This window comes from Mycolicibacterium arcueilense, from assembly GCF_058536225.1.
This window is the reverse complement of the sequence record NZ_JBZTYL010000007.1, coordinates 1707411-1733849: the sequence shown is the minus strand read 5'-3', so window position 1 is coordinate 1733849 and position 26439 is coordinate 1707411. Positions and strand designations below refer to the sequence as shown.

General features: G+C 67.7%; 25 protein-coding genes. 5 read left to right on the top strand and 20 right to left on the bottom strand.

From position 1 onward, the window contains the following. Positions 1-17: 17 nt before the first annotated feature. From aroB to AC4LGL_RS12700, 10 genes are all read right to left on the bottom strand, one after another. The gene (aroB, locus tag AC4LGL_RS12745; RefSeq protein ID WP_491839002.1) at positions 18-1097 is read right to left on the bottom strand and encodes a 3-dehydroquinate synthase; all 1080 of its coding nucleotides are present in this window, start codon (positions 1095-1097) and stop codon (positions 18-20) included. Further along, on the bottom strand, positions 1090-1821 hold the full coding sequence (locus AC4LGL_RS12740; RefSeq protein ID WP_491839001.1) for a shikimate kinase: 732 nt from the start codon (positions 1819-1821) through the stop codon (positions 1090-1092). Before AC4LGL_RS12740 ends, aroB begins: the two co-directional genes overlap by 8 nt. Beyond that, the gene (aroC, locus tag AC4LGL_RS12735) at positions 1821-3020 is read right to left on the bottom strand and encodes a chorismate synthase (RefSeq protein ID WP_491839354.1); all 1200 of its coding nucleotides are present in this window, start codon (positions 3018-3020) and stop codon (positions 1821-1823) included. Before aroC ends, AC4LGL_RS12740 begins: the two co-directional genes overlap by 1 nt. Positions 3021-3081: 61 nt before the next feature. Next, a complete protein-coding gene (locus AC4LGL_RS12730) occupies positions 3082-3444 on the bottom strand; it encodes a hypothetical protein (RefSeq protein ID WP_491839000.1) in 363 nt (120 codons plus the stop codon). An 81-nt stretch (positions 3445-3525) separates the two neighbouring features. Next, positions 3526-3951: a prepilin peptidase gene (locus tag AC4LGL_RS12725; RefSeq protein WP_491838999.1), complete on the bottom strand. Its 426-nt coding sequence runs from the start codon at positions 3949-3951 to the stop codon at positions 3526-3528. 9 nt (positions 3952-3960) lie between these two features. Next, on the bottom strand, positions 3961-4770 hold the full coding sequence (locus AC4LGL_RS12720) for a shikimate dehydrogenase (protein ID WP_491838998.1): 810 nt from the start codon (positions 4768-4770) through the stop codon (positions 3961-3963). Continuing rightward, positions 4760-6004, bottom strand: coding sequence for an endolytic transglycosylase MltG (locus AC4LGL_RS12715; protein WP_491838997.1), 1245 nt, complete (start codon positions 6002-6004; stop codon positions 4760-4762). Before AC4LGL_RS12715 ends, AC4LGL_RS12720 begins: the two co-directional genes overlap by 11 nt. Then, a complete protein-coding gene (gene ruvX / locus AC4LGL_RS12710) occupies positions 5997-6515 on the bottom strand; it encodes a Holliday junction resolvase RuvX (protein WP_491838996.1) in 519 nt (172 codons plus the stop codon). The genes AC4LGL_RS12715 and ruvX overlap by 8 nt, the downstream gene beginning before the upstream one ends. 4 nt (positions 6516-6519) lie before the next feature. Then, a complete protein-coding gene (gene alaS, locus AC4LGL_RS12705) occupies positions 6520-9210 on the bottom strand; it encodes an alanine--tRNA ligase (protein ID WP_491838995.1) in 2691 nt (896 codons plus the stop codon). 108 nt (positions 9211-9318) lie between these two features. Next, the gene (locus AC4LGL_RS12700) at positions 9319-9720 is read right to left on the bottom strand and encodes a secondary thiamine-phosphate synthase enzyme YjbQ (protein WP_491838994.1); all 402 of its coding nucleotides are present in this window, start codon (positions 9718-9720) and stop codon (positions 9319-9321) included. Between the two features lie 115 nt (positions 9721-9835). Here AC4LGL_RS12700 and AC4LGL_RS12695 point away from each other — a divergent pair, with 115 nt between their 5' ends. After that, a complete protein-coding gene (locus AC4LGL_RS12695) occupies positions 9836-10456 on the top strand; it encodes an antibiotic biosynthesis monooxygenase (RefSeq protein ID WP_491838993.1) in 621 nt (206 codons plus the stop codon). A gap of 89 nt (positions 10457-10545) precedes the next feature. Next, positions 10546-10854, top strand: a complete 309-nt coding sequence (locus AC4LGL_RS12690) for a GlsB/YeaQ/YmgE family stress response membrane protein (RefSeq protein WP_491838992.1) — start codon at positions 10546-10548, stop codon at positions 10852-10854. Positions 10855-10925: 71 nt separating this feature from the next. On the opposite strand, the gene AC4LGL_RS12685 is transcribed toward AC4LGL_RS12690, so the two are convergent. Together AC4LGL_RS12685 and AC4LGL_RS12680 are read right to left on the bottom strand one after the other, a co-directional pair. Continuing rightward, positions 10926-12257 (bottom strand): replication-associated recombination protein A, encoded by a 1332-nt coding sequence (locus AC4LGL_RS12685; RefSeq protein WP_491838991.1) that lies wholly within the window; start codon positions 12255-12257, stop codon positions 10926-10928. A gap of 30 nt (positions 12258-12287) precedes the next feature. After that, positions 12288-13121, bottom strand: coding sequence for a DUF3097 domain-containing protein (locus AC4LGL_RS12680; RefSeq protein ID WP_491838990.1), 834 nt, complete (start codon positions 13119-13121; stop codon positions 12288-12290). Between the two features lie 57 nt (positions 13122-13178). Here AC4LGL_RS12680 and AC4LGL_RS12675 point away from each other — a divergent pair, with 57 nt between their 5' ends. Further along, the gene (locus AC4LGL_RS12675; protein ID WP_491838989.1) at positions 13179-14495 is read left to right on the top strand and encodes a serine hydrolase domain-containing protein; all 1317 of its coding nucleotides are present in this window, start codon (positions 13179-13181) and stop codon (positions 14493-14495) included. Here AC4LGL_RS12675 and AC4LGL_RS12670 read toward each other — a convergent pair. Genes AC4LGL_RS12670 through AC4LGL_RS12660 form a run of 3 tightly spaced genes read right to left on the bottom strand, consistent with a single transcriptional unit; the run spans position 14482 to position 19137 of the window. Further along, positions 14482-15507, bottom strand: a complete 1026-nt coding sequence (locus tag AC4LGL_RS12670; protein WP_491838988.1) for a zinc-binding metallopeptidase family protein — start codon at positions 15505-15507, stop codon at positions 14482-14484. The two genes, AC4LGL_RS12675 and AC4LGL_RS12670, sit on opposite strands and share 14 nt — an antisense overlap. Further along, positions 15500-16429 carry a transglutaminase family protein gene (locus AC4LGL_RS12665; RefSeq protein ID WP_491838987.1) on the bottom strand — a complete coding sequence of 310 codons (930 nt, stop codon included), beginning with the start codon at positions 16427-16429 and terminating at the stop codon, positions 15500-15502. The genes AC4LGL_RS12670 and AC4LGL_RS12665 overlap by 8 nt, the downstream gene beginning before the upstream one ends. Then, positions 16426-19137 (bottom strand): circularly permuted type 2 ATP-grasp protein, encoded by a 2712-nt coding sequence (locus AC4LGL_RS12660; protein WP_491838986.1) that lies wholly within the window; start codon positions 19135-19137, stop codon positions 16426-16428. Before AC4LGL_RS12660 ends, AC4LGL_RS12665 begins: the two co-directional genes overlap by 4 nt. Positions 19138-19273: 136 nt before the next feature. On the opposite strand from AC4LGL_RS12660, the gene AC4LGL_RS12655 reads away from it, so the two are divergent. Then, positions 19274-19978 carry a GAP family protein gene (locus AC4LGL_RS12655; protein WP_491838985.1) on the top strand — a complete coding sequence of 235 codons (705 nt, stop codon included), beginning with the start codon at positions 19274-19276 and terminating at the stop codon, positions 19976-19978. A gap of 13 nt (positions 19979-19991) precedes the next feature. Here AC4LGL_RS12655 and AC4LGL_RS12650 read toward each other — a convergent pair whose 3' ends face one another. The 3 genes from AC4LGL_RS12650 to AC4LGL_RS12640 are packed head-to-tail and all read right to left on the bottom strand — an operon-like array spanning position 19992 to position 22762. Further along, the gene (locus tag AC4LGL_RS12650; protein WP_491838984.1) at positions 19992-20903 is read right to left on the bottom strand and encodes a DUF389 domain-containing protein; all 912 of its coding nucleotides are present in this window, start codon (positions 20901-20903) and stop codon (positions 19992-19994) included. A gap of 18 nt (positions 20904-20921) precedes the next feature. Beyond that, complete coding sequence (locus AC4LGL_RS12645) at positions 20922-22277, bottom strand: DUF4253 domain-containing protein (RefSeq protein WP_491838983.1); 1356 nt, start codon at positions 22275-22277, stop codon at positions 20922-20924. Continuing rightward, a complete protein-coding gene (locus tag AC4LGL_RS12640) occupies positions 22274-22762 on the bottom strand; it encodes a winged helix-turn-helix transcriptional regulator (protein WP_491838982.1) in 489 nt (162 codons plus the stop codon). Before AC4LGL_RS12640 ends, AC4LGL_RS12645 begins: the two co-directional genes overlap by 4 nt. Before the next feature lie 81 nt (positions 22763-22843). Between AC4LGL_RS12640 and AC4LGL_RS12635 the strand changes: the two genes are divergently transcribed. Continuing rightward, positions 22844-24046, top strand: a complete 1203-nt coding sequence (locus AC4LGL_RS12635; RefSeq protein WP_491839353.1) for a thiolase family protein — start codon at positions 22844-22846, stop codon at positions 24044-24046. Between the two features lie 75 nt (positions 24047-24121). Here AC4LGL_RS12635 and AC4LGL_RS12630 read toward each other — a convergent pair whose 3' ends face one another. Continuing rightward, positions 24122-24583, bottom strand: a complete 462-nt coding sequence (locus AC4LGL_RS12630) for a nitroreductase family deazaflavin-dependent oxidoreductase (RefSeq protein ID WP_491838981.1) — start codon at positions 24581-24583, stop codon at positions 24122-24124. Continuing rightward, complete coding sequence (gene aspS / locus AC4LGL_RS12625; protein WP_491838980.1) at positions 24580-26355, bottom strand: aspartate--tRNA ligase; 1776 nt, start codon at positions 26353-26355, stop codon at positions 24580-24582. The genes AC4LGL_RS12630 and aspS overlap by 4 nt, the downstream gene beginning before the upstream one ends. Between the last annotated feature and the right edge of the window lie 84 nt (positions 26356-26439).

Below are 26439 nucleotides of genomic sequence, written 5' to 3'. Positions count from 1 at the left end.
GCGAGTGGCGCGGGCGATCAGGCCCGCGCCACTTCTGCGTATGCGGCCGCCAACAGTGACGGATCCGGGCCTTCCAGCCGGCCCGGCTTGGCCAGCCCGTCGAGCACGACGAACCGCAGCACTCCCGAGCGGTTCTTCTTGTCGCCCGCCATGTAGTCCATCAGCTGGGGCAGGGCGTCGCCGTCGTAGCTGACGGGCAACCCGAGTGCGGTCAGCACCGAGCGGTGCCGCTCGGCGGTCTTGTCGTCGAGACGGCCGGCCAACCGGCCCAATTCGGCCGCGAACACCAAACCCACCGACACGGCGGCACCGTGACGCCACTTGTACCGCTCACGACGCTCGATGGCGTGTGCAAGGGTGTGGCCGTAGTTGAGGATCTCGCGCAACTGCGATTCGCGTTCGTCCGCAGCAACCACCTCGGCCTTGACCGTGATGGCCCGACGGATCAGTTCGGGCAGGACGGTGCCGGCTGGATCCAGCGCTGCTTCCGGATCGGCCTCGATCAGATCGAGGATCACCGGGTCGGCGATGAAACCGGCCTTCACGATCTCTGCCATTCCGGCGATGATCTCGTTGCGCGGCAAGGTTTCCAGCGTCGCGAGGTCCACCAGGACCGCCGCCGGCTGGTGGAACGCGCCGACGAGGTTCTTGCCGGCGTCGGTGTTGATCCCGGTCTTGCCGCCCACCGCCGCGTCGACCATGCCGAGCAGCGTGGTGGGCACGTGCACGATGTCGACACCGCGCAGCCAGGTGGCCGCAGCAAAGCCCGCGACGTCAGTGGCCGCTCCCCCGCCGAGGCTGACGACGGCGTCCTTACGACCAATACCGATGCGCCCCAGCACTTCCCAGATGTAGCCTACGACCGGCAGCTCCTTGCCCGCCTCGGCATCCGGAATCTCGATGCGGTGCGCATCAATTCCCTTGTCTGCCAAGTGTTGCCGGACAGCTTCGGCGGTCTGGGTCAACACCGGCTGATGCAGGATCGCCACCTTGTGACGGCCCTCGAGCGTGTTTCCCAACTCGCCGAGCAGACCGGTTCCGATGATGACCGGGTAGGGCCGGTCCACCAGTACCTCGACGATTACCGGGTCAGTCATCATGTCGCTCCGCGTTGCGAGCGGCCAGGGCCGCGGGGGTGGGTATGGCTGCAGATTCAGTATTGGAAGAAGTGGCCGGAGGCTTGCCGCCGGTGGCCTCGGAACCGGACGAGGACTGTGCGGATGCCGCACCACGCCGCCACGGCGGACGACGCCTGCGCCGCTTCGCGGTCCGTGCCGAGGGCTGGGACTGCTTCTCGGGCTGTTTCTGGACCGGCGGGTTTTCCAGGCGCGTGACGATGGTGCGCACCACCGCCCCTGGGTTGCGCCGGTTGGTGTTGATCCGCATGGTCGCGACCCGACGGTAGAGCGGCACCCGCTCGGACATCAGGGCGCGGTACTTCTCGGCCCGGTCGGGGCCGGCCAGCAGCGGGCGGACGGTGGAACCACCGGTTCGACGTACCCCCTCCGCGGCGCTGATCTCCAGGTACACGACGGTGTGCCCGGCCAGGGCCGCTCGCACTCCCGAGGTGGTCACCGCGCCGCCGCCCAGGGACAGCACACCATCGTGGGTGGCCAGCGCCGAGCGGATGACCTCTTCCTCGATCCGGCGGAACTCTGCCTCGCCGTCGGTGGCGAAGATGTCGGCGATGGTGCGGCCGGTGGTCTCCTCGATTGCGGCGTCGGTGTCGAGCATCGTGAGGTTCAGCGCCTTGGCCAGCCGGCGGCCGATGGTCGACTTGCCCGAACCTGGCAGGCCGATCAGTACCGCCTTCGGGGCCATCAGCCCAGGGCCTGCGCCGCCGGCTCGCGCTCGGCGACGGCCCGCAGGTAGGCGTCGATGTTGGCGCGGGTCTCGGTCAACGAGTCCCCACCGAACTTCTCCAGCACGGCGCGGGCCACCACAAGCGCGACCATCGTCTCCACCACCACACCGGCGGCCGGCACCGCGCACACGTCGGAACGCTGGTGAATGGCGACGGCCTCTTCACCGGTGGCCATGTCGACGGTGGCCAGTGCCCGCGGGACGGTCGAGATCGGCTTCATCGCTGCGCGTACCCGCAGCGCCTGGCCGTTGGTCATGCCGCCTTCCAGGCCTCCGGCCCGGTTGGTCGAGCGCAAGACCCCGTCGGGGCCGGGGTACATCTCGTCGTGGGCGACGCTGCCTCGCCGGCGCGCAGTCTCGAAGCCGTCGCCGATCTCGACGCCCTTGATCGCCTGGATGCCCATGACTGCGGCGGCCAGTTGACTGTCGAGTCGGTTGTCACCACTGGTGAACGAGCCCAACCCGATCGGCAGACCCGAAACGACGACCTCGACGACGCCGCCGAGGGTGTCGCCGTCCTTCTTGGCGTCCTCGATCTCGGCGATCATCGCGGCCTCGGCGTCCTTGTCGAAGGCTCTGACCGGGCTGTCGTCGATCGCGTCCAGGTCGGAGAACTGCGGCGGCGGTCCGTCGTAGGGCTGTGACGCGCCGATCGAGATGACGTGCGAGACGACTTCCACGCCGAGCGCGGCCCGCAGGAACGCGCGAGCGACGGTGCCTGCCGCCACGCGCGCCGCGGTCTCGCGGGCGCTGGCGCGCTCCAGCACGGGGCGGGCATCCTCGAAGCCGTACTTGAGCATGCCTGCGTAGTCGGCATGGCCCGGTCGCGGACGGGTCAGCGGGGCATTGCGCGCCACGTCGAGTTCAGCGGGATCGACCGGGTCCGGAGACATCACGGTCTCCCATTTGGGCCATTCGGTGTTGCCGATCTCGATGGCGATCGGCCCGCCCAGGGTGGTGCCGTGACGCACCCCGGCCAGCATGGTGACCTGATCCTGTTCGAACTTCATCCGGGCGCCCCGGCCATAGCCGAGGCGACGGCGCTTGAGCTGCGCCCCGATCTCCTCGGAGGTGATGGGCACGCCGGCAACCATCCCTTCGAGCATGGCCACCAGGGCGCGGCCGTGGGATTCACCAGCTGTGGTCCATCGCAACACGGCTGTCATTCTCCCACGTCGGGGTTTGCCTGCTGAAATCCGTGGTCACTCGTGACGCGACCTACCGCTGTTGCGGCTGCTGTGATCCGTTTTGGTGCTGGCCGTACTGGTGCCACCACTGCGCGTAGGCCTGCGCCTGTTCGACTTCCTTGCGCAGCGTGGACCGCGCACCTGCGTTGCTCAGCAACGACAGCCAGTTCATGAAGAGGATCGACAGGAAGCTCCACCAACCCAGGACGAGATTGTGCCGCTGGGCGCTGGTCAACGCGGCCTCGCACCGTTCGGCGGTTCCGGTCACCACACGGGTCTGGTTGAACCACAAGACCAGCAGACCGGTGTGCCGAGTCGTCTCCACTCGGAACACCGGAACCGCGGGCGGCGGCGGATACTGCGGCGCGGCCTGCTGCCAGTGTGGTTGTGACATGCGACCCCCCGGGACGACTGATTACCGGTGATGAGCGTAACTACGGATTTCGCCGGTCATTCGCACCAATTCGGCCGCCGGCTACGCCAGCACCAGGGCGACCGCGACGGCACTCGCCGTGCACATCGACGGTCCGTGCGGCACGGTCCGTTTACCGCGTACGGCCGCACCGAGGGCCAGGACCGAGGTGAGCAGAGGTGCAGCCAGCGCGGCGAGCAGCCACACATCGATACCGAACGCACCGGTCAGCGCGCCCAGTCCGATCGCGAGTTTGACGTCTCCCCCGCCCAGCGACCGGGGCGTCACCAAATGCGCGACCAGGTACAGCACAGACAACGCCAACGCCCCGGTCAGCGCGGCACCACCGCGCCCGGCCGCTGCCGCCACAATCAGGATCAGCACCGCGCCCGGCAGCGTCAGCCAGTTCGGCAGCCGGCGTTCGGCAATGTCGTAGCCACTGAGCGCCAGCAGCCAGGAACCCGCGATGACGGTTACCCCCACCCCCATCCACCGAGGCTAAGGCGCCGACAATGCGTCTCTCATCACCTCTTTGGGAGCGGGCATCCCGGTGAACTGTTCCACCTGGGCGAAGGCCTGGTTCAGCAGCATCTGCAGCCCGTTGATCGCCTCGCCACCCGCGGCGGCGACGGCCTTGGCCAGTGGCGTCGGCCACGGATCGTAGATCGCATCGAGTAGGCGCGGCACCCGAGCCAGCGTGTCCGCGTAGACCGCGGCCGCGTCGGCCGGGATGGTGCTGACTGCCGAGTCCGCGCCGGCCACTGCATCGGTCAGAGCCGCACTGCCAATGTCGCACCAACTGCTGTGCGCCCCACAGCGACCGGCCAGATCCACCAGCCTCGAGGCCTTGGTCTCGTCGCGCGCCACGATGGTGATCTGCTGCACGCCGAGTTCGGCCAGGGCGACCACTGCGGCCGGGGCAGTGCCACCGGAGCCGATGACCAACGCCGAATCGCCGGCCGTGCCGAGCGCTCCGGTGACCCCGTCGACATCGGTGTTGTCGGCGCGCCAGCCACCGGTCGGCGTCCGGACCAGGGTGTTGGCCGATCCCACCAGCTGGGCGCGGTCGGTGCGTTGATCGGCGAATTCCAGGGCGGCGAACTTGCCGGGCATGGTGACCGACAGCCCGACCCATTCCGGGCCGAGCGCGCCGACGAGGCCCGGCAGTTGTTCGGCGGTGCACTCGACGCGCTCGTAGGACCACGACGACAACCCCAGCGCCCGGTAGGCGGCCAGGTGCAGCTGCGGCGAGCGCGAATGGGTGATCGGCGAGCCGAGTACTGCAGCTTTCCGGGCGCTACCTGGCACTGTCGAGGACACCGTTGTGCTGCGCCTGTTCGATGTTGGCCAGGTGCTCGTCGTAGTCACGGGTGAAGAGCGTCGTGCCCTGCAGGTCGATGGTCACGAAGTACAACCAGTCCCCTGCCGCCGGATGCTCGGCCGCGGCCAGGGCGTCAGTGCCCGGCGAACAGATCGGGGTCTGCGGAAGCCCTTGACTCATATAGGTATTCCACGGTGTGGTCTTGGCCCGGTCGTCATCGGTGGTCGCCACTTCCTGGCGGTCCAGCGGGTAGTTCACGGTCGAGTCGAACTCCAGCTTGCGGTGTTCGGCCAGCCGGTTGTAGATCACCCGGGCAACCTTGTCGAAGTCCTGCGGCTTGGCTTCGCGTTGCACCAGGGATCCGACGGTGAGGATCTGATACGGCGACATCTGCATCGCCGCAGCGGTGTCGAGCAGTCCGCTCTGGGTGTAGACCGTCGCGCTGCCGCCGATCAGGGTGGAGAGAATGTCCTGCGGCGTCCCCGCGGGGTCGACATTCCAGGTGCCGGGTGCGATCAGCCCCTCCAGCCGCCGGTGATCGTTGGGCATCGCCGCGACCGGAGCCACCGCCCATTCGGGTACCGCCAAGGCGGCCGCCGGTGCCGATTGCGCAGCTGCCCGAATCTCATCGACCGGCACACACCGCTTCTCGCCGTCGAGTTCGACGCAGGAGGCCTGGGAGATCAGAGTAAAAATGCCTTCAGTGACGGCCTTGGTCTTGACATCGGCGGTGTCGTCGAGCTGGCGCCCCTCCGGGATGGTCAGTTTGCCCACCCGGCTCTCCGGATCGGCCAGGCGTTCAACGGCATTGGCCGCCGGGATCTCGGTGCGCAGCTTGTAGAAGCCGGGTTGAATGGCGGAGATCGCCTCATTCTTGTGGGCTGCCTCGACGAACGCCTTGACCGTGGCGACCACTTTCTTGTCCTGCAGGGTCTTGGCGATGGCTGTCGTGGAATCGCCGTCGTGGACCTGGATGACGACATCGGCGACACCGTCGCCCGCATAGTCGCCGGAGCTGCCGGACATGCCGTGCCACAGCTTGGACCCCAGGAACACCGCACCGATCACCACCATGATGAGCACGGCGAGTGAGAAGCCTCTGGTGGTGCGTCGCTTCCGGTCCTTGCGGGCTTTGCGGGCCCGCTCGGCCTTGCTCAGCCCGCGGCGCGGTGGTCCGACCACCTCGGGCTTGGCCTTGTCGGCACCCCACTTCTCAGCCATCCATGCCCTCTCCGCGCGCAGCCAGAGCCGCACGCCGCTGATCCAGCCAGGTCTGCAGAATGCCAACCGCAGCGGCCTGGTCGATCATCGCTTTCTGTCCCTTTGCCCGAACCCCCGCTTCGCGCAACGACCGTTGCGCCGACACAGTAGTGAGCCGCTCGTCAGCCAACCGCACCGGTATCGGAGCGATCCGGCGAGCCAGCAGATCCGCGAGTTCGATGGCGTCGACGGCTGAACTGCCGGCCCGGTCGGCGAGCGTGCGCGGCAGCCCGACGACGACCTCGACGGCCTCGTACTCGCCGATCAGCGCCACCAGTCTGCGCAGATGCTTGCCCGACCGGTCCCGCTTGTCCCGCTGAACGGTCTCGACCGGGGTCGCCAGTATCCCGTCGGGATCGCAACTGGCCACACCGATCCGCACGGTGCCGACGTCGACGCCGATGCGCCGGCCACGTCCGGGGTCATCGTCCCCTGGGCGGTCCGGTAGCCGGTCGTCGACCGTGTCGGACACGACGCTAGCCCCGGCCGATCTCGGCGCGCAGCGCGGCCAATGCCGCGTCGATACCCGCCGCCCCCTTACCGGAACCTTGTGCCATGTCCGCCTTGCCGCCCCCGCGGCCGTTGACCGCAGCGCCGAACTGCTTCACGAGTTCGTTGGCGCGCAGGCCGAGATCCTGAGCAGCCGGGTTGACCGCCACCACGAACGGCACCGCGTCGTCCTCGCCCTCGGCGATCAGCGCAACCACGCCCGGGTCCGAGCCGAGCTTGCCCTTGATGTCACCGACCAGGCTGCGCAGGTCACCGGCCGACATGCCGCCGGCCATGCGTTGTGCCACCACCCGGACCTTGCCGATGGTCTCGGCGCCCGCGGCGGCATTGGCCGCCGCGGCCCTGGCGTTGGCCAACCGGGCCTTGTCGAGTTCCTTCTCGGCGGCCTTGAGACGTTCCACCAGGTTCGCGACGCGGGCCGGCACCTCGTCGGAGGGCACCTTGAGCGACGAGGCCAGTCCGGCCATCAGGGCGCGTTCCTTGGCCAGGTGGCGGAAGGACTCCAGCCCGACGTACGCCTCGACCCGGCGTACACCCGAGCCGACCGACGATTCACCGAGGATGGTCACCGGTCCGATCTGGGCCGAGTTGTGTACGTGCGTACCACCGCAGAGTTCCAGCGAGAACGGACCGCCGATCTCGACCACCCGGACCTGGTCCGGGTAGTTCTCGCCGAACATCGCCATCGCGCCCATCGCCTTGGCCTTGTCGAGCGCGGTGACGAAGGTATTCACCTGGAAGTCGGCCTCGACGGCCTCGTTCGTGACTTCCTCGATCTGCGACCGCTGATCGTCGGTGAGCGCACCCTGCCAGTTGAAGTCGAACCGCAGGTAGCCGGGCCGGTTCAGCGAACCGGCCTGAACGGCGGTGGGGCCCAACACCTGTCGCAGCGCCGCGTGCACCATGTGAGTGCCGGAGTGTCCCTGCGTGGCACCGCGACGCCACTTCGGATCAACTGCGGCGGTGACGGTGTCACCCTCGACGAACTCTCCGGACTCCACGTTGATCCGGTGCGCCCACAGGGTTTTGGCGATCTTCTGCACGTCCGTGACGGCGGCCTTCGCAGCGCCCGAGGCGCCCGTGCCGGTGATCGCACCCTCGTCGGCGATCTGGCCGCCGGCCTCGGCATAGAACGGGGTGCGGTCCAGGATGAGTTCGACGCGCTCGGCGTCGACGTCCTCGTGCGTCACCACCGGCACCCGCTTGCCGTCCACGAAGATGCCGAGAATTCGTGCCTCGGTGGACAATTCGTCGAATCCGGTGAACTCGGTGGGCCCGGTGTCGACCAGCTCGCGGTAGGCGGAGAGATCGGTGTGGGCCTGTTTGCGCGCGGCGGCGTCGGCCTTGGCGCGCTGACGCTGCTCGGCCATCAACGACCGGAAGCCCTGCTCGTCGACGGACAGGCCTGCCTCGGCGGCCATCTCGAGGGTGAGGTCGATCGGGAAGCCGTAGGTGTCGTGCAAGGTGAATGCGTCGGTGCCGGAGAGCACCGACGCTCCCGACTTCTTGGTCGCCGCGGCGGCGTCGTCGAACAGTCGCGAGCCCGCGGCCAGGGTGCGGTTGAACGCCGTCTCCTCTGCCACCGCGATGCGGTTGATCCGCTCGAAGTCGGTGACCAGTTCCGGGTAGGACGGGCCCATCTCGTCGCGCACGGTCGTCATGAGCCGGCTCATGATCGGCTCCTCGACGCCGAGCAGCTTGGCGGCACGGATGATGCGGCGTAGCAACCTTCGCAGCACGTAGCCACGACCCTCGTTGCCGGGGCTGACACCGTCGCCGATGATGATTGCCGCGGTGCGGCTGTGATCACCGATGATGCGGTACCGGACGTCGTCCTCGTGACTGCCCGCGCCGTAACCGCGCGGGGCGATCCCGGCGACCAGATCGATCACCGGACGCACCAGGTCCGTCTCGTAGACGTTGTCCACGCCCTGCAACAGGCAGGCGATGCGCTCGACGCCCATACCGGTGTCGATGTTCTTGCGCGGCAGCGGCCCGAGGATCTCGAAGTCGTCCTTCGAGGTGCCCTCGCCGCGCTCGTTCTGCATGAACACGAGATTCCAGATCTCGATGTAGCGGTCCTCGTTGGCCTCCGGCCCGCCCTCGATGCCGTATTCGGGCCCGCGGTCGTAGTAGATCTCCGAACACGGTCCGCACGGCCCCGGGATGCCCATCGACCAGTAGTTGTCGGCCATGCCGCGGCGCTGGATGCGCTCGAGCGGCAGCCCGGCGACTTCCTGCCACAGTTGGATCGCCTCGTCGTCGTCCAGATAGACCGTTGCCCACAGCTTTTCCGGGTCGAACCCGTAGCCGCCCTCGCTGACCGGGTTGGTCAGCAGGGTCCAGGCCAGCTCGATGGCGCCCTTCTTGAAGTAGTCGCCGAACGAGAAGTTGCCGGCCATCTGGAAGAACGTGTTGTGCCGGGTGGTGATGCCCACCTCGTCGATGTCCGGGGTCCGGATGCACTTCTGCACGCTGGTGGCGCGGTCCCACGGCGGGGTGCGGGCACCGAGGAAGTAGGGCACGAACTGCACCATGCCGGCGTTGACGAACAGCAGGTTGGGGTCGTCGAGGATCACCGAGGCACTGGGCACCTCCGTGTGGCCTGCCTTCACGAAATGATCGAGGAAGCGCTTCCTGATCTCGTGTGTCTGCACGTTGCTCGTGTCCTCGTGTTCGTGGGTGGCTGGGGTTGCGCAGGCAACTACCAGTTAGACCGCTTTACATTACCGTTCTGCGCGTTCACCCCGAAAAGGCGACGAACGTCACGCCCCCAGGAAGCTCAGCCGCACCTGGCGTTGCGGGTTGTCGCGGTTCAGATCGACCAGCACCACGCTCTGCCAGGTTCCCAGCAGCGGGCGGCCTGCCTGGACCGGCAGCGTCACCGACGGTGACACCAGCGCAGGCAGCACATGATCTGCGCCATGGCCGAACGAGCCGTGACTGTGCCGGTAGCGGTCATCGCGCGGCAACAACCGTTCCAGGGTATCGAGCAGGTCGTCATCCGAGCCGGCACCTGTCTCGATGACGGCCACCCCCGCGGTCGCGTGCGGCACGAACACATTGCACAGGCCGTCACGGTGCGCACCGCAGAACTGCCGTACCGCGTCGGTGAGGTCGACGATGCGACGCCGCGAGGTGTCCACGTCGATCACGTCGGTGTCCATCTGCCCAGCCTACGAGGCACTCGCCGGCCCATTGCCACCTGCGACGCAGCGGAGGATGGTGGTAGTGGAACCGGTGGCGCCACCGGGGCGCCGCCCTGGCAGGAAGGGGTGGATCGTGTTCGCACGTTCAACCACGATCGCGGCGCGCACCAAGGCGATCGACGCCGGCATCACCCATATCCGCGACGAGGTGATGCCGGCCCTCGACGATGTCGACGGCTGCGTCGGCCTGTCCCTGATGGTGGACCGGGAATCAGGCCAGTGTGTCCTCACGACGGCGTGGCGGTCCGAAGAGGCCATGCATGCCAGCGCCGCCGCGGTAGCGCCGATGCGCCATCGGGTGGTGGAGACGTTCGCCGGCACCGCCACGGTCGACGAATGGGAGATTGCGGTGGTTCACCGCGAGCAGTACTCCGGGCCGGGCGCCTGTGTGCGGGCGACATGGCTGCGAACCCGCCCCGAACTGTTCGACCGGGCGGTGGACTTCTACCGGAGCTCGGTGTTGCCTGCGATGGAAGACCTCGAGGGCTTCTGCAGCGCCAGTCTCATGCTTGACCGCGGCTCGGGCCGGGCAGTGTCCTCGGCCACCTTCGACAGTGCCGACGCGATGGACCACAACCGCGATCAGGCCAGGGCGTTGCGCACGGCCCGGCTGCGCGACCTCAGCGCCGATCAGATCGATGTCGGCGAGTTCGAACTCGTGCTGGCTCACCTTCGGGTACCCGAGATGGCCTGACCGAGAACGCGTCCAGAATTGACGGCACCGTTTGGGCGGTGATCGCCCGGGGTATCTCCCCTCCAGCCCAACACAGCTCTGGAGGAGAAATGACCATCACCGGCATCATCAGCGCGATCTTGATCGGCATTGTCGTCGGCCTGATCGGCCGGCTGATCGTCCCCGGCAGACAACCCATCGGCATTCTGCTGACGATCCTGGTCGGCATCGTGTCGGCGTTCATCGGCAGCGCCATCGCCCGTGCACTCGGCATCCCGACGATGACCAACGGCATCGACTGGCTCGAATTGCTCGTCCAGGTCATCGTGGCCACCATCGGCGTGGCACTGGTATCCGCGTTCGTGGGACGCAGAAGGACCGGCATCCTGGGAACGCGACGGTCCGGCCTGCTGCGCTGACCGTCCAGCCCGCACCACGGTCCCGGTTGAATGTTCAACCGGGACCGTGGTTTTCGGTTGCCCCAGCGGTGTCAGCGTCTGCGGCGGATGATGGCCCGCAGCCTGTCCACCCGGGTGACCAGCTCGCGTTCGAAACCACGCCCGGTCGGCTGGTAATAGTCCGTCCCCACCAGCTCGTCGGGTGGATACTGTTGCGGCACAACACCGTCGGGATGATCGTGGGCGTATTTGTAGCCCACGGCGTTGCCGAGCTTCTGTGCCCCCGAGTAGTGGCCGTCCCGCAAGTGCGGAGGCACCAGCCCGGCCTTTCCGGCCCTGATGTCGTTCATCGCCGCACCCAGCGCCGTGGTCACCGCGTTGGACTTGGGCGCGGTGGCCAGGTGCACCGTGGCATGCGCCAGCGTCAGCTGCGCCTCGGGCATGCCGATCAGTTGCACGGTCTGGGCCGCGGCGACGGCGGTCTGCAAGGCGGTCGGGTCGGCCATCCCGATGTCCTCGCTGGCGAGGATCATCAGCCGGCGTGCCACGAAGCGTGGATCCTCCCCCGCCACCAGCATCCGGGCCAGGTAGTGCAACGCCGCGTCGACGTCGGATCCGCGCACCGATTTGATGAAGGCACTGACGACGTCGTAGTGCTGATCCCCGTCGCGGTCGTACCGCACCGCAGCCTTGTCCAACGACTGCTCGATGGTCTCGACGGTCACCCGCTCCCCCGGCTCGGCGGCCACTTCCAGCGCGGTCAGCGCGCGCCGCGCATCACCGGCGGAGAGCTGCACCATGAGGTCGACTGCCTCATCGGTGACCTCGACCGCACCATTCAGACCCCGCGGGTCGGTGATCGCGCGGCGCAGCACGATCTCGACATCCTGCGGGGTCAGCGGTTGCAACTGCAGGATCAGTGACCGCGACAACAGTGGCGCCACCACCGAGAACGACGGGTTCTCCGTGGTGGCCGCCACCAACAGCACGACCCGGTTCTCCACGGCCGCCAGCAGCGCGTCCTGCTGGGTCTTGGAGAAGCGGTGCACCTCGTCGATGAACAGCACGGTCTGTTCGCCGTGGACGGCCGCGCGCCGGGCAACGTCGATCACGGCGCGGACCTCTTTGACCCCGGCGCTGAGCGCCGAGAGTGCCTCGAACCGGCGGCCGGTGGCCTGCGAGATCAGCGAGGCCAGGGTGGTCTTGCCGGTGCCCGGCGGGCCGTAGAGGATGACCGACGCCGCGCCCGACCCCTCCACCAGCCGGCGCAATGGCGATCCGGCCTGCAACAGGTGCGATTGGCCGACGACCTCGTCGAGGCCGGCCGGGCGCATCCGCACCGCAAGCGGAGCCGAGGCAGGGGCCGGCACACCCGGGCCCGCGGGTGCGGGCTCACCGGGCACGTCGAACAAACTGTCGGACACGCCTTCTGCTTACCACGCCGACGCGACGGGCTACGCCGGCGCGGTCACGAAATCGATGAGTTCCTCGACCCGGCCGATCAGTGCGGGCTCCAGGTCGTTCCAGTCGCGCACCTGCCCGCGGATCCGCTGCCAGGCCCGGGCGATGTCGGCCTGGTCCCGGTGTGGCCAGCCCAGCGCCTCGCAGATGCCGTGCTTCCACTCCACACTGCGCGGGATCGTCGGCCAGGCCTTCATCCCGAGCCGGGCCGGTTTGACGGACTGCCAGATGTCGACGAACGGATGCCCGACCACCAGGGTGTGCTCACCGCCGGGACCTCTCCGCACCGCCTCGGCGATGCGCGCCTCCTTGGACCCGGCGACCAGGTGATCGACCAGCACGCCCAGCCGCCGGCCCGGCCCGGGCGCGAACTCCGCCACGATGTCGGTCAGGTCATCGACGCCGCCCAGATACTCGACGACGACGCCCTCGATGCGCAGATCGGCTCCCCACACCTGCTCGACGAGCTCGGCATCGTGCCGGCCTTCCACGTAGATGCGGCTGGCCAGCGCGACGCGGGCCTTGGCGTTCGGCAACGCCACCGAGCCCGACGCCGTACGAGCGGGTGCGGTGGTCCGCTTGGGCACCACAAGGCTCACCGGCTTGCCGTCGATCAGGAAGCCCGGGCCCATCGGAAACGTCCGCACCTTGCCCCTGCGGTCCTCGAGCTCCACCCGACCGCCCTCGATCCGCACGACAGCACCGACGTAACCACTCTGGGCGTCCTCGACGACCAGTCCCTTCTCCGCGGGCTGCTCGGTCGATCGAGTCAGCTTCGGGGTGTGCGGGTTTCGGGACAGGATGTCGGAACCGTAGCGATCAGTCACGCGGCGATCCTAGAAACGTCCGCGGCGACAGCGGGGTTGCGACATACCATCGTGATCGTGCTGTTAACTCGCACGCTCGCTGCGGCATCGGCGCTGATGTTGATGGCTTCGGCGAGCGCGTGCAGTCCGCGAACCGAACCCGACTGCGGGGTCGCGGGAATGACGGTGTGCCCCAAGCCGAGCGATCATGATCTGCCGAACGTCGCGGGCATGCTGACCTGGAATCAATCGGAACGGGTGGTCGGGTTCCGCAACGACTACCGGGCCTACCCCGGTGACCTGTTCCGCCACGGCGACCCGTTCCCGCTGCCCATGGCCGATCGCCGACTGACCGACGCGTCCTACACGATCGGCGGCGTCACCCACGATCTCGACGACTACCTGAACCGGCAGAGTGTCACCGGGATGCTGGTGCTCAAGGACGGCAAGATCGCCTATGAGCACTACGGCGCCGGAAACGCCCCTTCCACGCTGTGGACCTCGCGGTCGGTCGGCAAGTCCGTGGTGTCCACGCTCGTGGGTATCGCGGTGAAAGAAGGCAAGATCGCGTCCCTCGACGAACCCGTGACCAAGTACGAGCCCGATTTCGTCGGCACCGCATTCGACGGCGTCACCGTGCGCCAGCTCATCACGCACACTTCGGGGGTCGCGTGGAACGAGGACTACAACCACCCGAATTCGGATTTCGCCAAACTCACGGCGTGCGAGGCGGCCGACGACACCTACCGGTGCGTGTACTCACTGGTCCACGGGCTCGAACGGAAACCCGGCGTCACACCGGGCGAGGTCTGGTCGTACACCACGGGCGGCGCCTGGTTGCTCGGTGACCTGCTGGAGAAGGCCACCGGCACCAATCTCGCCACGTATCTGCAGGACAAGATCTGGAAACCATTCGGCATGGCCGATGACGGGGTCTGGCATTCCTACGAGCTCGGGCGTCATGACATGGGCGGGCACGGGTTCAACGCCACGTTGACCGACTGGGGACGCTTGGGTCTGTTCGTGATGCGTGACGGTGAACTGCGCGACGGCACGCGGACGCTGCCCGACGGTTGGGTGCGCGACGCACGGACCTGGACGACGGCGCGCGGGTCGGTGACGCCGAGTCATCCTGAGGGCACGTACGGGTACCAGTGGTGGAACAACAGCATCGCGGCCGATGCGGGTGACGTGCGGCCGCCCCGAACTCCCGGCATGGACGAAAATCTCTGGGCACTCGGCATATTCGGACAGGTGATCATGGTCGATCAACGGCAGAACCTCGTGATCGTGCAATGGTCGACCTGGCCGCAGGCCGAACCCGCGTTCAATACCCTGCCGCTGGAGACGTCGCTGATGTTCGGCGCGATCGCAGCCGAACTCAACCGGCCGTGACCTCGTCGATGACGGTGTGAACGAACCGCATCTTCTCCAGGACGGCGGGTGCCAGCACGAACGGGTACAGATCGTCATGGCCCATCGACCGGTTCACCATGTTCAGTGACCACGCCAGCGGCAGCCACATCTCGATGATGGTGTCGAACGCGGCCGGGCCCAACAGACGCCGGCCGAAGATACCGCCGGCCGGAGCGAAACCGAAAGCCGCTGCGGTGTCAAGGGTGTCGCGGATGTGCAGATAGTGGGCGAAGGTTTCGGCCCAGTCCTCGGCAGGGTGCATCGTCGCGTAGGACGACACGAAGTCGTCCTCCCAGCCTGACGGCGGCCCGTCCTCGTAGTGCCGGTCCAAGGCGGCCTGATAGTCGGTGTCCGGGTCTCCGAACAGTTCGGCGAATCGCGCAGCGTAGTCGGGCGACGGCGCCACCAGGCGGTAGAAGTAGTAGTGCCCGATCTCGTGGCGGAAATGGCCGAGCAGCGTCCGGTACGGCTCGTCCATGGCGATCCGCAACTGCTCGCGGTGCACATCGTCGCCCTCGGCCAGGTCCAGGGTGATGACGCCGTTGTGGTGGCCGGTGAACACCTTCTCGAATTCACTGGAGAGCAGGTCGAAGGCCAATCCGAATTCAGGATCCTCGTCGCGGCCGACGATCGGCAGCTTCAGTTCGTGCAGTTCGGCGATCAGCCGACGCTTGGCCTGCTCGGCCTCGGCGAATGACGCCATGGCTGCGGTATCGGCATCTGCGGGACGGGTCCTGGTCAGCCTGCACGACGCACACAACGGATCCTCGCCGATCCGTACCAGCCAATTACATTCGGCCAGATGCAGATTCGCGCACAGCCGGTACTGCTTCTCGTCGACGGCGCCGGCGTGACCGCCCTGTTCGGTATCGGTGATCACCAGCAGCGCCATGTCACCGAGCGAGAAACCGAGTGCACTGCGGCATGACAGGCACAGCGAGTTCTCGAACGCCAGACGCTGGCCGCAGTTCGGACAGTTGAAATCACGCATGCAGCAACCGCTCTCGATCCGGCGGGAACGGCGCCACGTCTACCGACACCTCGATCACGCTGCTGAGGGAATCCGTGTAGATGATGCCGCGGAGCGGGGGGATGTCGGCGTAGTCGCGGCCGAATCCGGTCACGATGTAACGCTCGTCGACCATCTGGTCGTTGGTGGGATCCATTCCCAGCCAGACGTTCTGCGGCGTCCACACCGACGCCCAGGCGTGGGTGGCGTCCACTCCGATCATGCGTTCCTTGCCGGGCGGCGGATCGGTGGCCAGGTAACCCGAGACATAGCTGGCGGCCAGGCCGTTGGCCCGCAGGCAGGCGATGGCCAGACGGGCGAAGTCCTGGCAGACGCCCTCACGAGCCTCCAGCACCTCGGCCACCTGGGTGGACACCGTCGTCGAACCCGACCGGTAGGTGAAGTCGGAGTAGATCCGTGACGTCAGTTCACGAAGCACCTCGATCAACGGTCGTCCGGGCACGAAACTGGGCGCGGCGTACTCCCGCACCGCGTCGGTGATCTCCGGCGGTGAGAGGTCCAGGGTGAACTCCGCGGCCAGCGCCCCATCACCGCCGACCGGGCGGGCCAGCTCCCACGGCGCCCCGGCAGACGCACCTGAATAATGTTCGGGCGCAAACGGGTCCACCTCCACCACGGATTCACCGGTGATACTCAAGGTGCGGTGGCGTTCGGTCACGTGAAAAAACGAGCTGACATTGCCGTAGGCGTCGCGGCTGGTGGAACTGTCCGCCGCCGCCGGCTCGATCGTCAGGTGGTGGGACAGGCAGCGCTGCCAAGGCAGATCACGTGGCGTGAGGAAACCGCGTCCGTAGGAACTGGTGACATCGTCGGAATAGCGATACACGGTGCGGTGGATGATCTCGTAACAGCGGGTTCCCGCCGCGCCGGCAGGTCCGGTCATGGCATCACCCGCCGCTCGTCGGGCCCCCACAGCGGTTGCATCCCACCGGGAACCGACAGGTGCGCCGCGGTGATGACAGCCGAGAGATCGCGCAGGCCGGCGTGCACTCCGTCGAGTAGACCGGCCAGTTCCGCTCGGGTGCCGTCCTCGCTGACCTCCTCGAGGTCTGCCGGGTCCAGGCGGCGCAGTCGGGTGGCAAGTTCGTCGATCAGTCGTTCCGGGCGCGACGACCCCGACGCTCCGGGCAGTGGCCTGAGGTCGGATCGGATGCGTTCCAACTGGTAGATCAACGACCTGGGATTCTCGGCGTCGAACAACAGCAGTTCAGCGATCGCGGCGACGCTGATCAGCCCGGGATTCCGCCGCCGATAGATCACCGACGATTCACAGACCACCAGGGCCGACTCGGCCACGGCGCGTTCGGCTGCCGCACTGCGCACCGCCGTCAAGGTGGCGCGCAGCAGCGCGGTCAGCGCCAGCCCGCGCTCGATGCGCTTGCCGAGATCCATCACCGTCCAGCCGACGTCCTGCACCATCGATTCCGCGGCCACCCCGGACAACGCCAACATCCCGGCCAGGGTCTGGCTGTGCGCGGTGGCGAGGTATCCCTCTGCGACATTGGGCGACTGGGGCGGAACGGCCGACGGCCGCAGCACCGCGCGTTCGACACCGGCCAGCACCATCCAGGTGTCGTTGGACATCTGGTCGCGTACCGCCCGGGCGGCCAACCCGAGCCGTTCCACCGACTGGGCGAGCGATCCCGACCGATGCCGGTCCGCGGTGGCCGACCACACCGTGGTCGGGGCGATCGCGATCATCTCGTGGGCATCGGCGGCGTCACCGGTGTCGGTTCCCGTGATCGACCCGACCGCAGCGAGCAGCACCGGAACACACTGGCTTTCATCGAGATCCAGTCGATAGCGGTACTCGTGGTAGCGCTCCCGGGTGACGGTGAGCAGCCGGGCCATGCCCTCCGCTCGTTCGGCATACCGGCCCATCCAGAACAGGTCGGCGAGCACACGGGGCGAGCTGACCGCCCCGGTCGGACTGGGCACGGCAATCGCGGAGACCAGCTCGACCGAGACCGGCGGGATGCGCTCGGCCGTGACGCGCTGCGGCGCGTTCACCCAAACATCCTTGGCAGCAAGGGTGTTCATCCGGTAGGCGGCGTTCCCGGGAGCGACCACGTAGCCCAGCCCACCGATCATCGGCGCATATCCGCCACGCTGGGCCACGGTGAACAACCGCATTCCGACATTTCCTGCCGACAACCCCTTGGACCGGTAATTGGTTGGCGCGGTGGAGAACTGGGGCAGATCCTGCCCCACCCACCGAGTCGGGTCGGCTTCGATGTGGGTGGCCAGCTCGGCGCGCTCCGCGGCCGCAAGCGTCGGCCCGACAATCGTGGCACCGCCGCTCACCGGCCGGATCAGCAACGACGACAGCTTGGTGAGCAGATGGGAGCGCTCGATGTCGATACCGCCCCAGTACATCGGAGCCGTCGCCAACTGTGGCTTCTCGTCGAGCAACAGCTCGGCCAGCTGCGGCAGAAACCGTGCCAGGCCGGGACTTTCGAGAATTCCGCTGCCCAGGGTATTGACCACCGTCACCGAACCGCGACGCAACGCCTCGACCAGCCCCACCACGCCGAGCCGGGAATCGGGACGAAGATCCAGCGGATCCACATATTCGGCGTCGACTCGGCGCAACACCACGTCGACACGTTTGAGCGTGCCCAGCGACCGCATCCACACCGTGCCGTCGCGGACCACCAGATCGGCACTCTCCACCAGCGGGAAGCCGAGCACCCCAGCCAGGTAGGCCTGGTCGAAGGCGGTCTCGGAATGGATCCCGGGACTGAGCACCACGACCACGGGCTCTTCCGCAGCTTCGGGGGCCGCGTCGAGCAGCGCCAGGCGCAACGCCTGCGCCCACGGCGAGGTGGGGCGCGGACCTACCCGCTCGTAGAGGTCGGGGGCAGCGTGCGCGACGACGCGGCGATCCGCCAGGGCGTAGCCGGCGCCTGAGGGCGCCTGTGTCCAGTCCGCATTCACCATGAAGGCGCCGTCGTCGCCGCGGCTGACGTCGCAGCCGTGGAGGAACAGCTGATGGCGTCCGGGCACCACGATGCCGCGCGCGGCCCGCACATATCCGGGATGGGCGAACAACAACGGCGCCGGCAGCACCCCACTGGTGATCGAGCGGCGGGCGCCGTACAGATCGGTCAATACCGCATCGAGTAGCCGGGACCGCTGCACCAGACCTGATTCCAGGCAGTCCCAGTCCGGCGCCGAGAGCACCAGGGGCAGGGCGTCGAGATGCCAGGGGCCCGGCACCGCGGTGCCGTCGTCATCGGTGACCACCTCCCCCAGGTGATCCATCTGGATGTAGGTGATGCCGTCGTTGTCGACAAGGCCGCGCACCGTGGCACGCAGCCGGTCCAGGCCGTCACGGCCACGCTCGCCGACGCCTGCGGCCAACTCGCGCCAGGCCGGGCGGACATTGCCCGAGGCGTCGATCAACTCGTCGTAGCCGGCACCGACGCCGTCGTCGCGCACCTCGAACAACGCACGCTGGGCCCGGGAACGTCGGTAGGCGGCCAGCACACCGTCGACGTCCATCCCGTCGGCGGCGCCACTCGCACCGGTGTCCAGGGCAACACCGGTGGCCTGAGCGGACTCCGGTGAGCCGTTCGCGCGAAGAACCATCAGTGAAGAACGGTACGCACCCTCCGATGATCCGGGCTTGCTTGGCGCACCGAGGCGCCCAGATGCGGCCGGATTTGCCCGGCGCTGGTTGAATTCAGCGGTGAGGTAACCGAGCGAAGGGATGTGGCCGCCGGCGATGTGGAGCACCGTGCTGGTGATGGCCGTCGTGGCGGCAGTCGATCCGCTCAGAATCGGGGTCGTGGCCTTCATGCTGTCCCGGTCACGGCCGGTGCGGTTGCTGCTCCCGTTCTTCGTGTTCGCCTTCACCGCCAACGTCGCGGTGGGCGCCGCGGTGGTGTTCGTGTTCAAGAACGTCGCCGGCGACGGTGGGAGCAGCATGCCCCCGGGCCTGGAGATCGGCATCGGTGTCGTGGCGCTGGCTATCGGCGTCCTGTCCCTCACGGGCGTGCTCGAACGCCTGGTCACGAGGGTGCGCACGCGCGGGACAGCCCCCGCCGCAGCCTCGGCGGACTCGGTGCCGGGTCTGTCGAAACTGCCGGACGGGATGCAGGCCGCGCTGCGGGGCGAGGCGCCGTGGGCCGCCGGACTGCTGGGCCTGATCAACGGTTTCCCCACCCCGTACTACCTGGCCGCGATGGCTGCCGCCCTGACCTCGGGCGCCGCGGTGACCGAGCAGATGGCCGCGATGGTCGTGTTCAATCTGGTCGGTTTCCTCGCGGCGATCATCCCGATCATCAGTTTCTGGGTGGCTCCGGCCGCCACGAGGTCCGGCGTCGAGCGGATCTATGAGTGGATGGGAATTCACCATCGGCTGGTGGTGGCCGTGATCGCCGGCGCGGTCGGCGTGTACTTCCTGGCCACGGGCATCAGCCACCTGTGACGACGCGGTCCCGTCAGCGGGTCGCGAATCTGCGGTAGATCGCCAGCATCACGACGCCCGCCATGGTGATGCCCACCAGGTTCACGCCCAACTGCAGTACCGACCGGGCCGCGATGTCCCATTCCCCGACCGTCGCGGCGACCACCGCGAAACCGGCGGCAGGAACCGTCGTCACCGATATGAAGACACCCACCAGCGCCGCGGATTTCGCCGACACGAGCGACAACATCCCGGCCGCGCCGGCGAGCAGGGCCACCACCAACGAGAACGGGCCCACCTGGAAGATGAAGTCCACCTGCTGCAGGTCCCGAAAGCTGGTCAACGACACCCATCCCAGGGCTTCAAAGCCCAAGGTGGCAAGGGCGGTAACGGTCATCGCGAAGGGGAAGCCGATCAACAGCGCCGCGCCCGCGCGACGGGCCAGCGACATCCGCCGCTGCACCAGCGCGACTGCGAGTGCCGCCAGAGGCCCGAACTCGGGCCCGACAACCATGGCACCGACCACGGTGACCGCGGAGTCGGTGATGACGCCGATCGCGGCGAGCAGGCACGCGATGCACAGGAACATAAGGTACGTCGCATTGAGGCTGGACTCCTCGCGGGTACGCGACACCAGCTCGTCCCAGATCACCGCATCGGCGCCGTCGCCCTCGGTGGCATCCTCGGCATGAAAGGCCGACGCGGACAGGACGGTGTCGAGAGGCTCGAGCGTGATGGCCCCCAAGTGCGGCACATCAAGGGATTTCAGCCGCTCCACGACATCGTTGGCTGCTTCCCGGACCAGAATGGCCGTGATCTCGTCACCGGCCGGATCCCTCGCATCCCCGGCGTGCACCACCACATTCGTGACGCCGGCTTCCCGGTCGAGGACGTTCAGGATCGGCTGACGCAGATCGGTGGGCGCGATGACGCGTAAGTGCAGCACGGGCCGAGAGTAGCGCTCTCAATCCCACCAGAAGACCCACAGCGGATGCGCCAGCATGCGCGCCAGCGCATCGAGCGAACCGGCCTCGGTGTTGACTGTGTCGTCGCAATACAGATAAGCCTCCAGGGCGACGGTGAGCGCCTCTTGCCGGCTGCGCGGTGGCTGATTGGCCACCAACACCAGGAACTCGGCATCGAGGGCCAACAACTCGGTCCCGTAGTGGGCGGACCAGCGGCGCAGGATCGCCGCGTGTTCGGCACCGAGGACGTCCGAATTGATCGCGCCCGACCACTGCAGCAGTCCGGGAACCAGCCAATCCGCGGGGGTGGGAATCAACGCCAGTCGGGTGTACTTCCCGCGAGAGTCGAAGTCGGCGAACTGCTGCCGCCAGTCCCCCGGGTCGCCGGCATCGAAACCGGACGGATAACGCGGGATGTCGTACTCGGCGGTGCGGATTTCGAACTCGCGTTCCAGCCATCGAGCGCCGTCGAGTTCAGCTGCCAATACCGGTGTTTCGTCGGCCACACCGTCCATCCCGATCCGATGCCAGGCCATGTCGGTGAGCAGCACGGGCCACAATCCCGTCACCGGAAACCGCGTGCGAACGGCAAGCCACGCCTCCGTGGCAGGAACACCCGCCGGCACCGGGACCGTCCACATCGGTGCCCGGTGGGCCAGCAGGTCGTCGTGGCGTTTCAGTTCGCCCAGCACGACCCCGGCCGCAGCAAGAGCAGCGCCGGGATCCCGTGGTGGGGCTACCGCCGGCGGTGGCGCGGTCACCGGATCTGGCGCGAACGGCGGCGCCTCCAGCTCCGGCACCTCCGGCACGGGTGCCGGCGTGGGCAGGAACGGAGGATCGCCGGCAGCTGAGGGCGCCGCCGTAGGCCGACCGGTCAGCAACTGCGCGAGTCCGATCAGGTCCGCGGCCACGGCAGTGACGGTGACTCCCTGGCCGCCGTCCTGGACCGCCCATACCGGGTTGGCACCCGGCCCCTGCTTCAGAAACGCCACCCCGTAGACCGGCACCACCCTGGGTTCCTGGGCGAATTTGGCACTGGCCAGCTTCAGCGCGGCGTCGCCACCCGGGTTGTCGCCCCAGGCGGGGTGCCACAGCCCACCCTCGCGTACGGCATGCAGCAACTCACGCACCGGCCGGCCGATGTGCGCCCGAAGGGTCACGTCGTCGGCGTTGCGCCAGTCGGGCCAGCCGTCCCCCACCGGCAGCCCGGCGGACAGGAAGTCGCGGTGATCATCGTTGAGCCACAGGGAGAATCGCGATTCGAGCGTATTCAGTTCGGCCGCGGTGAGCCCCGGCTCGATACGCCACTGACCGTGTTCGGCCAGGATCTCGACCGCACGTGCGCCTACGGTCACGACGTGGGACGTTCGAAGCGCACGACGAGTTCGTCGGCCGGCACCGGGTGCCCTACGTCGCAGCGGATCTCGACGCCGGCCAGTGCTCCGCATCCGTCGTGTGCGAGGCGCAGGCCCGTGTCACCGAGATGCTTGCGGCCCCACTCGAACATCGCCCACACCACCGGCATGAAGTCGGTTCCGGAGTCGGTGAGCACATACTCGTCGCGTTCCCGCTGACCCGGCTCCCGATACGGCCGCTTCGCCAGTAGTCCGGCGGCCACGAGGTCGGACAACCGCGCCGATGTCGCGGCCTTGGTGATCCCGACTCGGCGGGCAAAATCGTCGAACCTGGTGGTGCCGTAGAAGGCCTCGCGCATGATCAACATCGCCGACTTGGTGCCCGCGAACGCCATCGTCCGCTCGATCGGGCAGTGCCCCACCGCCGACCAGGCGTCACGGTCGGCCAGCTTGCCCTGCAGCATTCCCACGGAATCAAACCCCATCTCTGAGTTGTTCTAACTATACCCAGGTGCTATATCTGGGTACTCATCACAATACTCAGCGTGGAGCATCAGGAGGCCAAGATGACCGGATATGCAGACCGGGACGCAGTCATCGTCGGAGCGGTCCGGACCCCGATCGGCAAAGGCAAAGCCAACGGCGCACTGCACGGCGTGCTGCCTGCGGACCTGCTGGCGCACAGCCTGCGTGAGCTGATCACCCGCACCGGCGTCGACCCGGCACTGGTCGACGACGTGATCGCCGGCGCAGTCACGCAGGTGGGCGACCAGGCGGTGAACATCGCGCGCAACGCACTACTGGGCGCAGGCTTCCCCGAAACCGTTCCGGGGACCACGGTCGACCGCCAGTGCGGCAGCAGCCAGCAGGCGATCAGCTTCGCCGCCCAGGGGGTGCTCGCCGGCGCCTACGACATCGTGATCGCCGCAGGCGTGGAGTCCATGTCGCGGGTACCGATGGGCAGTTCGGTACTGCCGGGCAGCGATGCGTTCGGCCTGGACTTTGCGAAGCGCTACTCCGAAGGCCTGGTACCGCAAGGGATCAGTGCCGAGCTCATCGCTGCCAAATGGGGATTCTCCCGCGCTCAGCTCGACGAGTTCTCGGCAGGCAGCCACGAAAAGGCCGCCCGAGCTACCAAGGACGGACTGTTCGAGGCCGAACTCGCCCCGGTCGCCGGGCTGAGCACCGACGAGATCATCCGGCCGGGAACGACCGTGGAGACCTTGTCCGGTCTGAAGCCCGCGTTCTACAACGAGGCCTACGCCGCGCGCTTCCCCCAGATCAACTGGGAGATCACCCCGGGTAACTCGTCACCACTGTCGGACGGCAGCGCCGCGGTGATGATCACCAGCGGTGCCACGGCCCGGAAGCTCGGACTCAAGCCGCTGGCTCGTATCCACACCACGACCGTGGTGGGATCGGACCCGCTGTACATGTTGACCGGTGTCATCCCCGCCACCGAAAAGGTCTTGGCGCGTGCGGGTTTGACGCTCGCGGACATCGATCTGTTCGAGGTCAACGAGGCGTTCGCTCCGGTGGTGCTGGCCTGGGCTGCGGAACTGGGTGGGGCCACAGGCTCCGATCTGCTCTCCAAGACAAACGTCAACGGCGGGGCCATCGCGATCGGACACCCGCTCGGTGCAAGCGGAGCCCGCATCATGACCACCCTGGTCAACGCGCTCGAACAGCGCGGCGGCCGGTACGGCCTGCAAACGATGTGTGAGGGCGGCGGTATGGCGAACGCCACCATCATCGAGCGGCTGGGCTGATCTCCGCCTAAACCGCATTCCGGCAGAGAAAGTGCGAGTATCCGCCTGCTGGAATGCGGTTTCGGCGAGATGTGACTAGGCGCGGACCAGCTCGAAAAGCGGGATGGCCCGGGCAGTTTTCGACTGGTACTCGGCGAACACGGGGGCGCGCTCGACGATCTTGGGGTAGGCGGCGTCGCGCTCGTCGGCGGGCAACTCCCGCGAGACGACGTCGTAGGCCTCGGAGCCGACTTCGATCCGGGCCTGCGGGTTCGCCCGCAGGTTGTGCACCCATGCCGGGTCCTTGGGCCCACCCGCGTAGGAACCGACGATCAGCATCGAGCCGTCGACGTCCAGATAGGCCAGCGGCGACAGCCGGGGCTGACCGGATTTGGCTCCGGTGGTGTGCAACAGCAGCAGCGTGCCACCCTCGAAGGGACCGCCTACCTTGCCACCATTGGCCCGGAATTCCTCGACGACGTTGCGGTTGAAGTTGTCGAGGGCCGCCACGTCGGCGACCAGTTCGGTCTTGTCGAAATCAGGATCGATATCGCTCATGCCTTCTTGAGCTCCTCGGGCTTGGCGTCTATTCCCGATTCCTTGCGCTGCTGCGGGGTGATCGGCGCCGGGGCGTCGGTCAGCGGGTCGACGCCGCCGCCGGACTTGGGGAACGCGATCACCTCACGGATCGAGTCGACCCCGGCCAGCAGCGCGGTGATACGGTCCCAGCCGAACGCCAGACCACCGTGCGGCGGTGCGCCAAAGGCGAAGGCGTCCAACAGGAATCCGAACTTGTCCTGAGCCTCGGCATGGTCGATGCCCATCATCGCGAACACCCGCTCCTGGATGTCGCGTCGGTGGATACGGATCGAGCCGCCACCGATCTCGTTGCCGTTGCAGACGATGTCGTAGGCATCGGACAGCGCGCTGCCGGGATCGGTGTCGAAGGTGTCCTCCGATTCGACCTTCGGCGCGGTGAATGCGTGGTGCACGGCCGTCCAGGCACCCGAGCCAACGGCCACGTCGCCCGAGGCGGTCGCCACGTCGGCAGGCTCGAACATCGGGAAGTCCACCACCCAGGTGAACGCCCAGGCTGCCGGGTCGATCAGGTCCAGGCGCTTGGCGATCTCGATGCGGGTGGCGCCCAGCAGCGCGCGCGCCGTGCGGGCCGGGCCCGCCGCGAAGAACACGCAGTCACCGGGCTTGGCACCGACGTGGGCGGCCAGACCGTCGCGCTCGGCGTCGGTGAGGTTCTTGGCCACGGGACCGCCCAGCGTGCCGTCCTCGCCCACGAGTACATAGGCCAGGCCCTTGTGGCCGCGCTGCTTGGCGAACTCCTGCCAGCCGTCGAGGGTGCGACGCGGCTGTGACGCTCCGCCCTCCATCACGACCGCGCCCACATACGGGGCCTGGAACACCCGGAACGGGGTGTCCTTGAAGTACTCGGTGCACTCGATGAGTTCGACGCCGAACCGCAGGTCCGGCTTGTCGGAGCCGAACCGACGCATCGCCTCGTCGTAGCTGATCCGCGGCAATGGCAGCGGCAGTTCGTAGCCGATGGTCGACCAGACCGCCCGCAGGACCTGCTCGGCGATTCCCATCACATCGTCGGCGTCGACGAAGCTGAGCTCCATGTCCAGCTGGGTGAACTCCGGCTGGCGGTCCGCGCGGAAGTCCTCGTCACGGTAGCAGCGCGCGATCTGGTAGTAGCGCTCCATGCCCGCGACCATGAGCAGCTGCTTGAACAGCTGCGGGCTCTGCGGCAGCGCGTAGAACGAGCCGGGTTGCAACCGCGCGGGCACCAGGAAGTCGCGCGCGCCCTCCGGAGTGGAGCGGGTCAGGGTCGGGGTCTCGATCTCGACGAAGTCATGCTCGGCCAGCACGTTGCGAGCGGCGGCGTTCACCTTGGAGCGCAACCGGATTGCGTTACCCGGGCCCTCGCGGCGCAGATCCAGGTAGCGGTACTTGAGCCGGGCTTCCTCGCCCGCGGTCTCGTCGAGCTGGAACGGCAGCGGGGCGCTCTCCCCCAGCACTGTCAGCGACGTCGCGTTGACCTCGATCTGCCCGGTGGCGATCTCGGGGTTCTCGTTGCCCTCCGGACGTACCTCGACGACGCCGGTGACGGCGATGCAGAACTCGGCGCGCAACCGGTGGGCGGCGGCGAGCACGTCGCCTTCGCGGAACACCACCTGCGACACGCCGGATGCGTCGCGCAGATCGATGAAGATGACGCCGCCGTGGTCACGGCGGCGCGCCACCCAACCCGCCAGTGTCACGGTCTGACCGGCATCGGTGGCCCGCAACGAACCGGCGGCATGACTGCGCAGCACGAAAACTCCTGAGTGTTGAGTCGAGAAAGACTGGTGGTGACGACTGACCAGTCTAGAGAGTGGCCTGCGACGGTAACTTGGCGA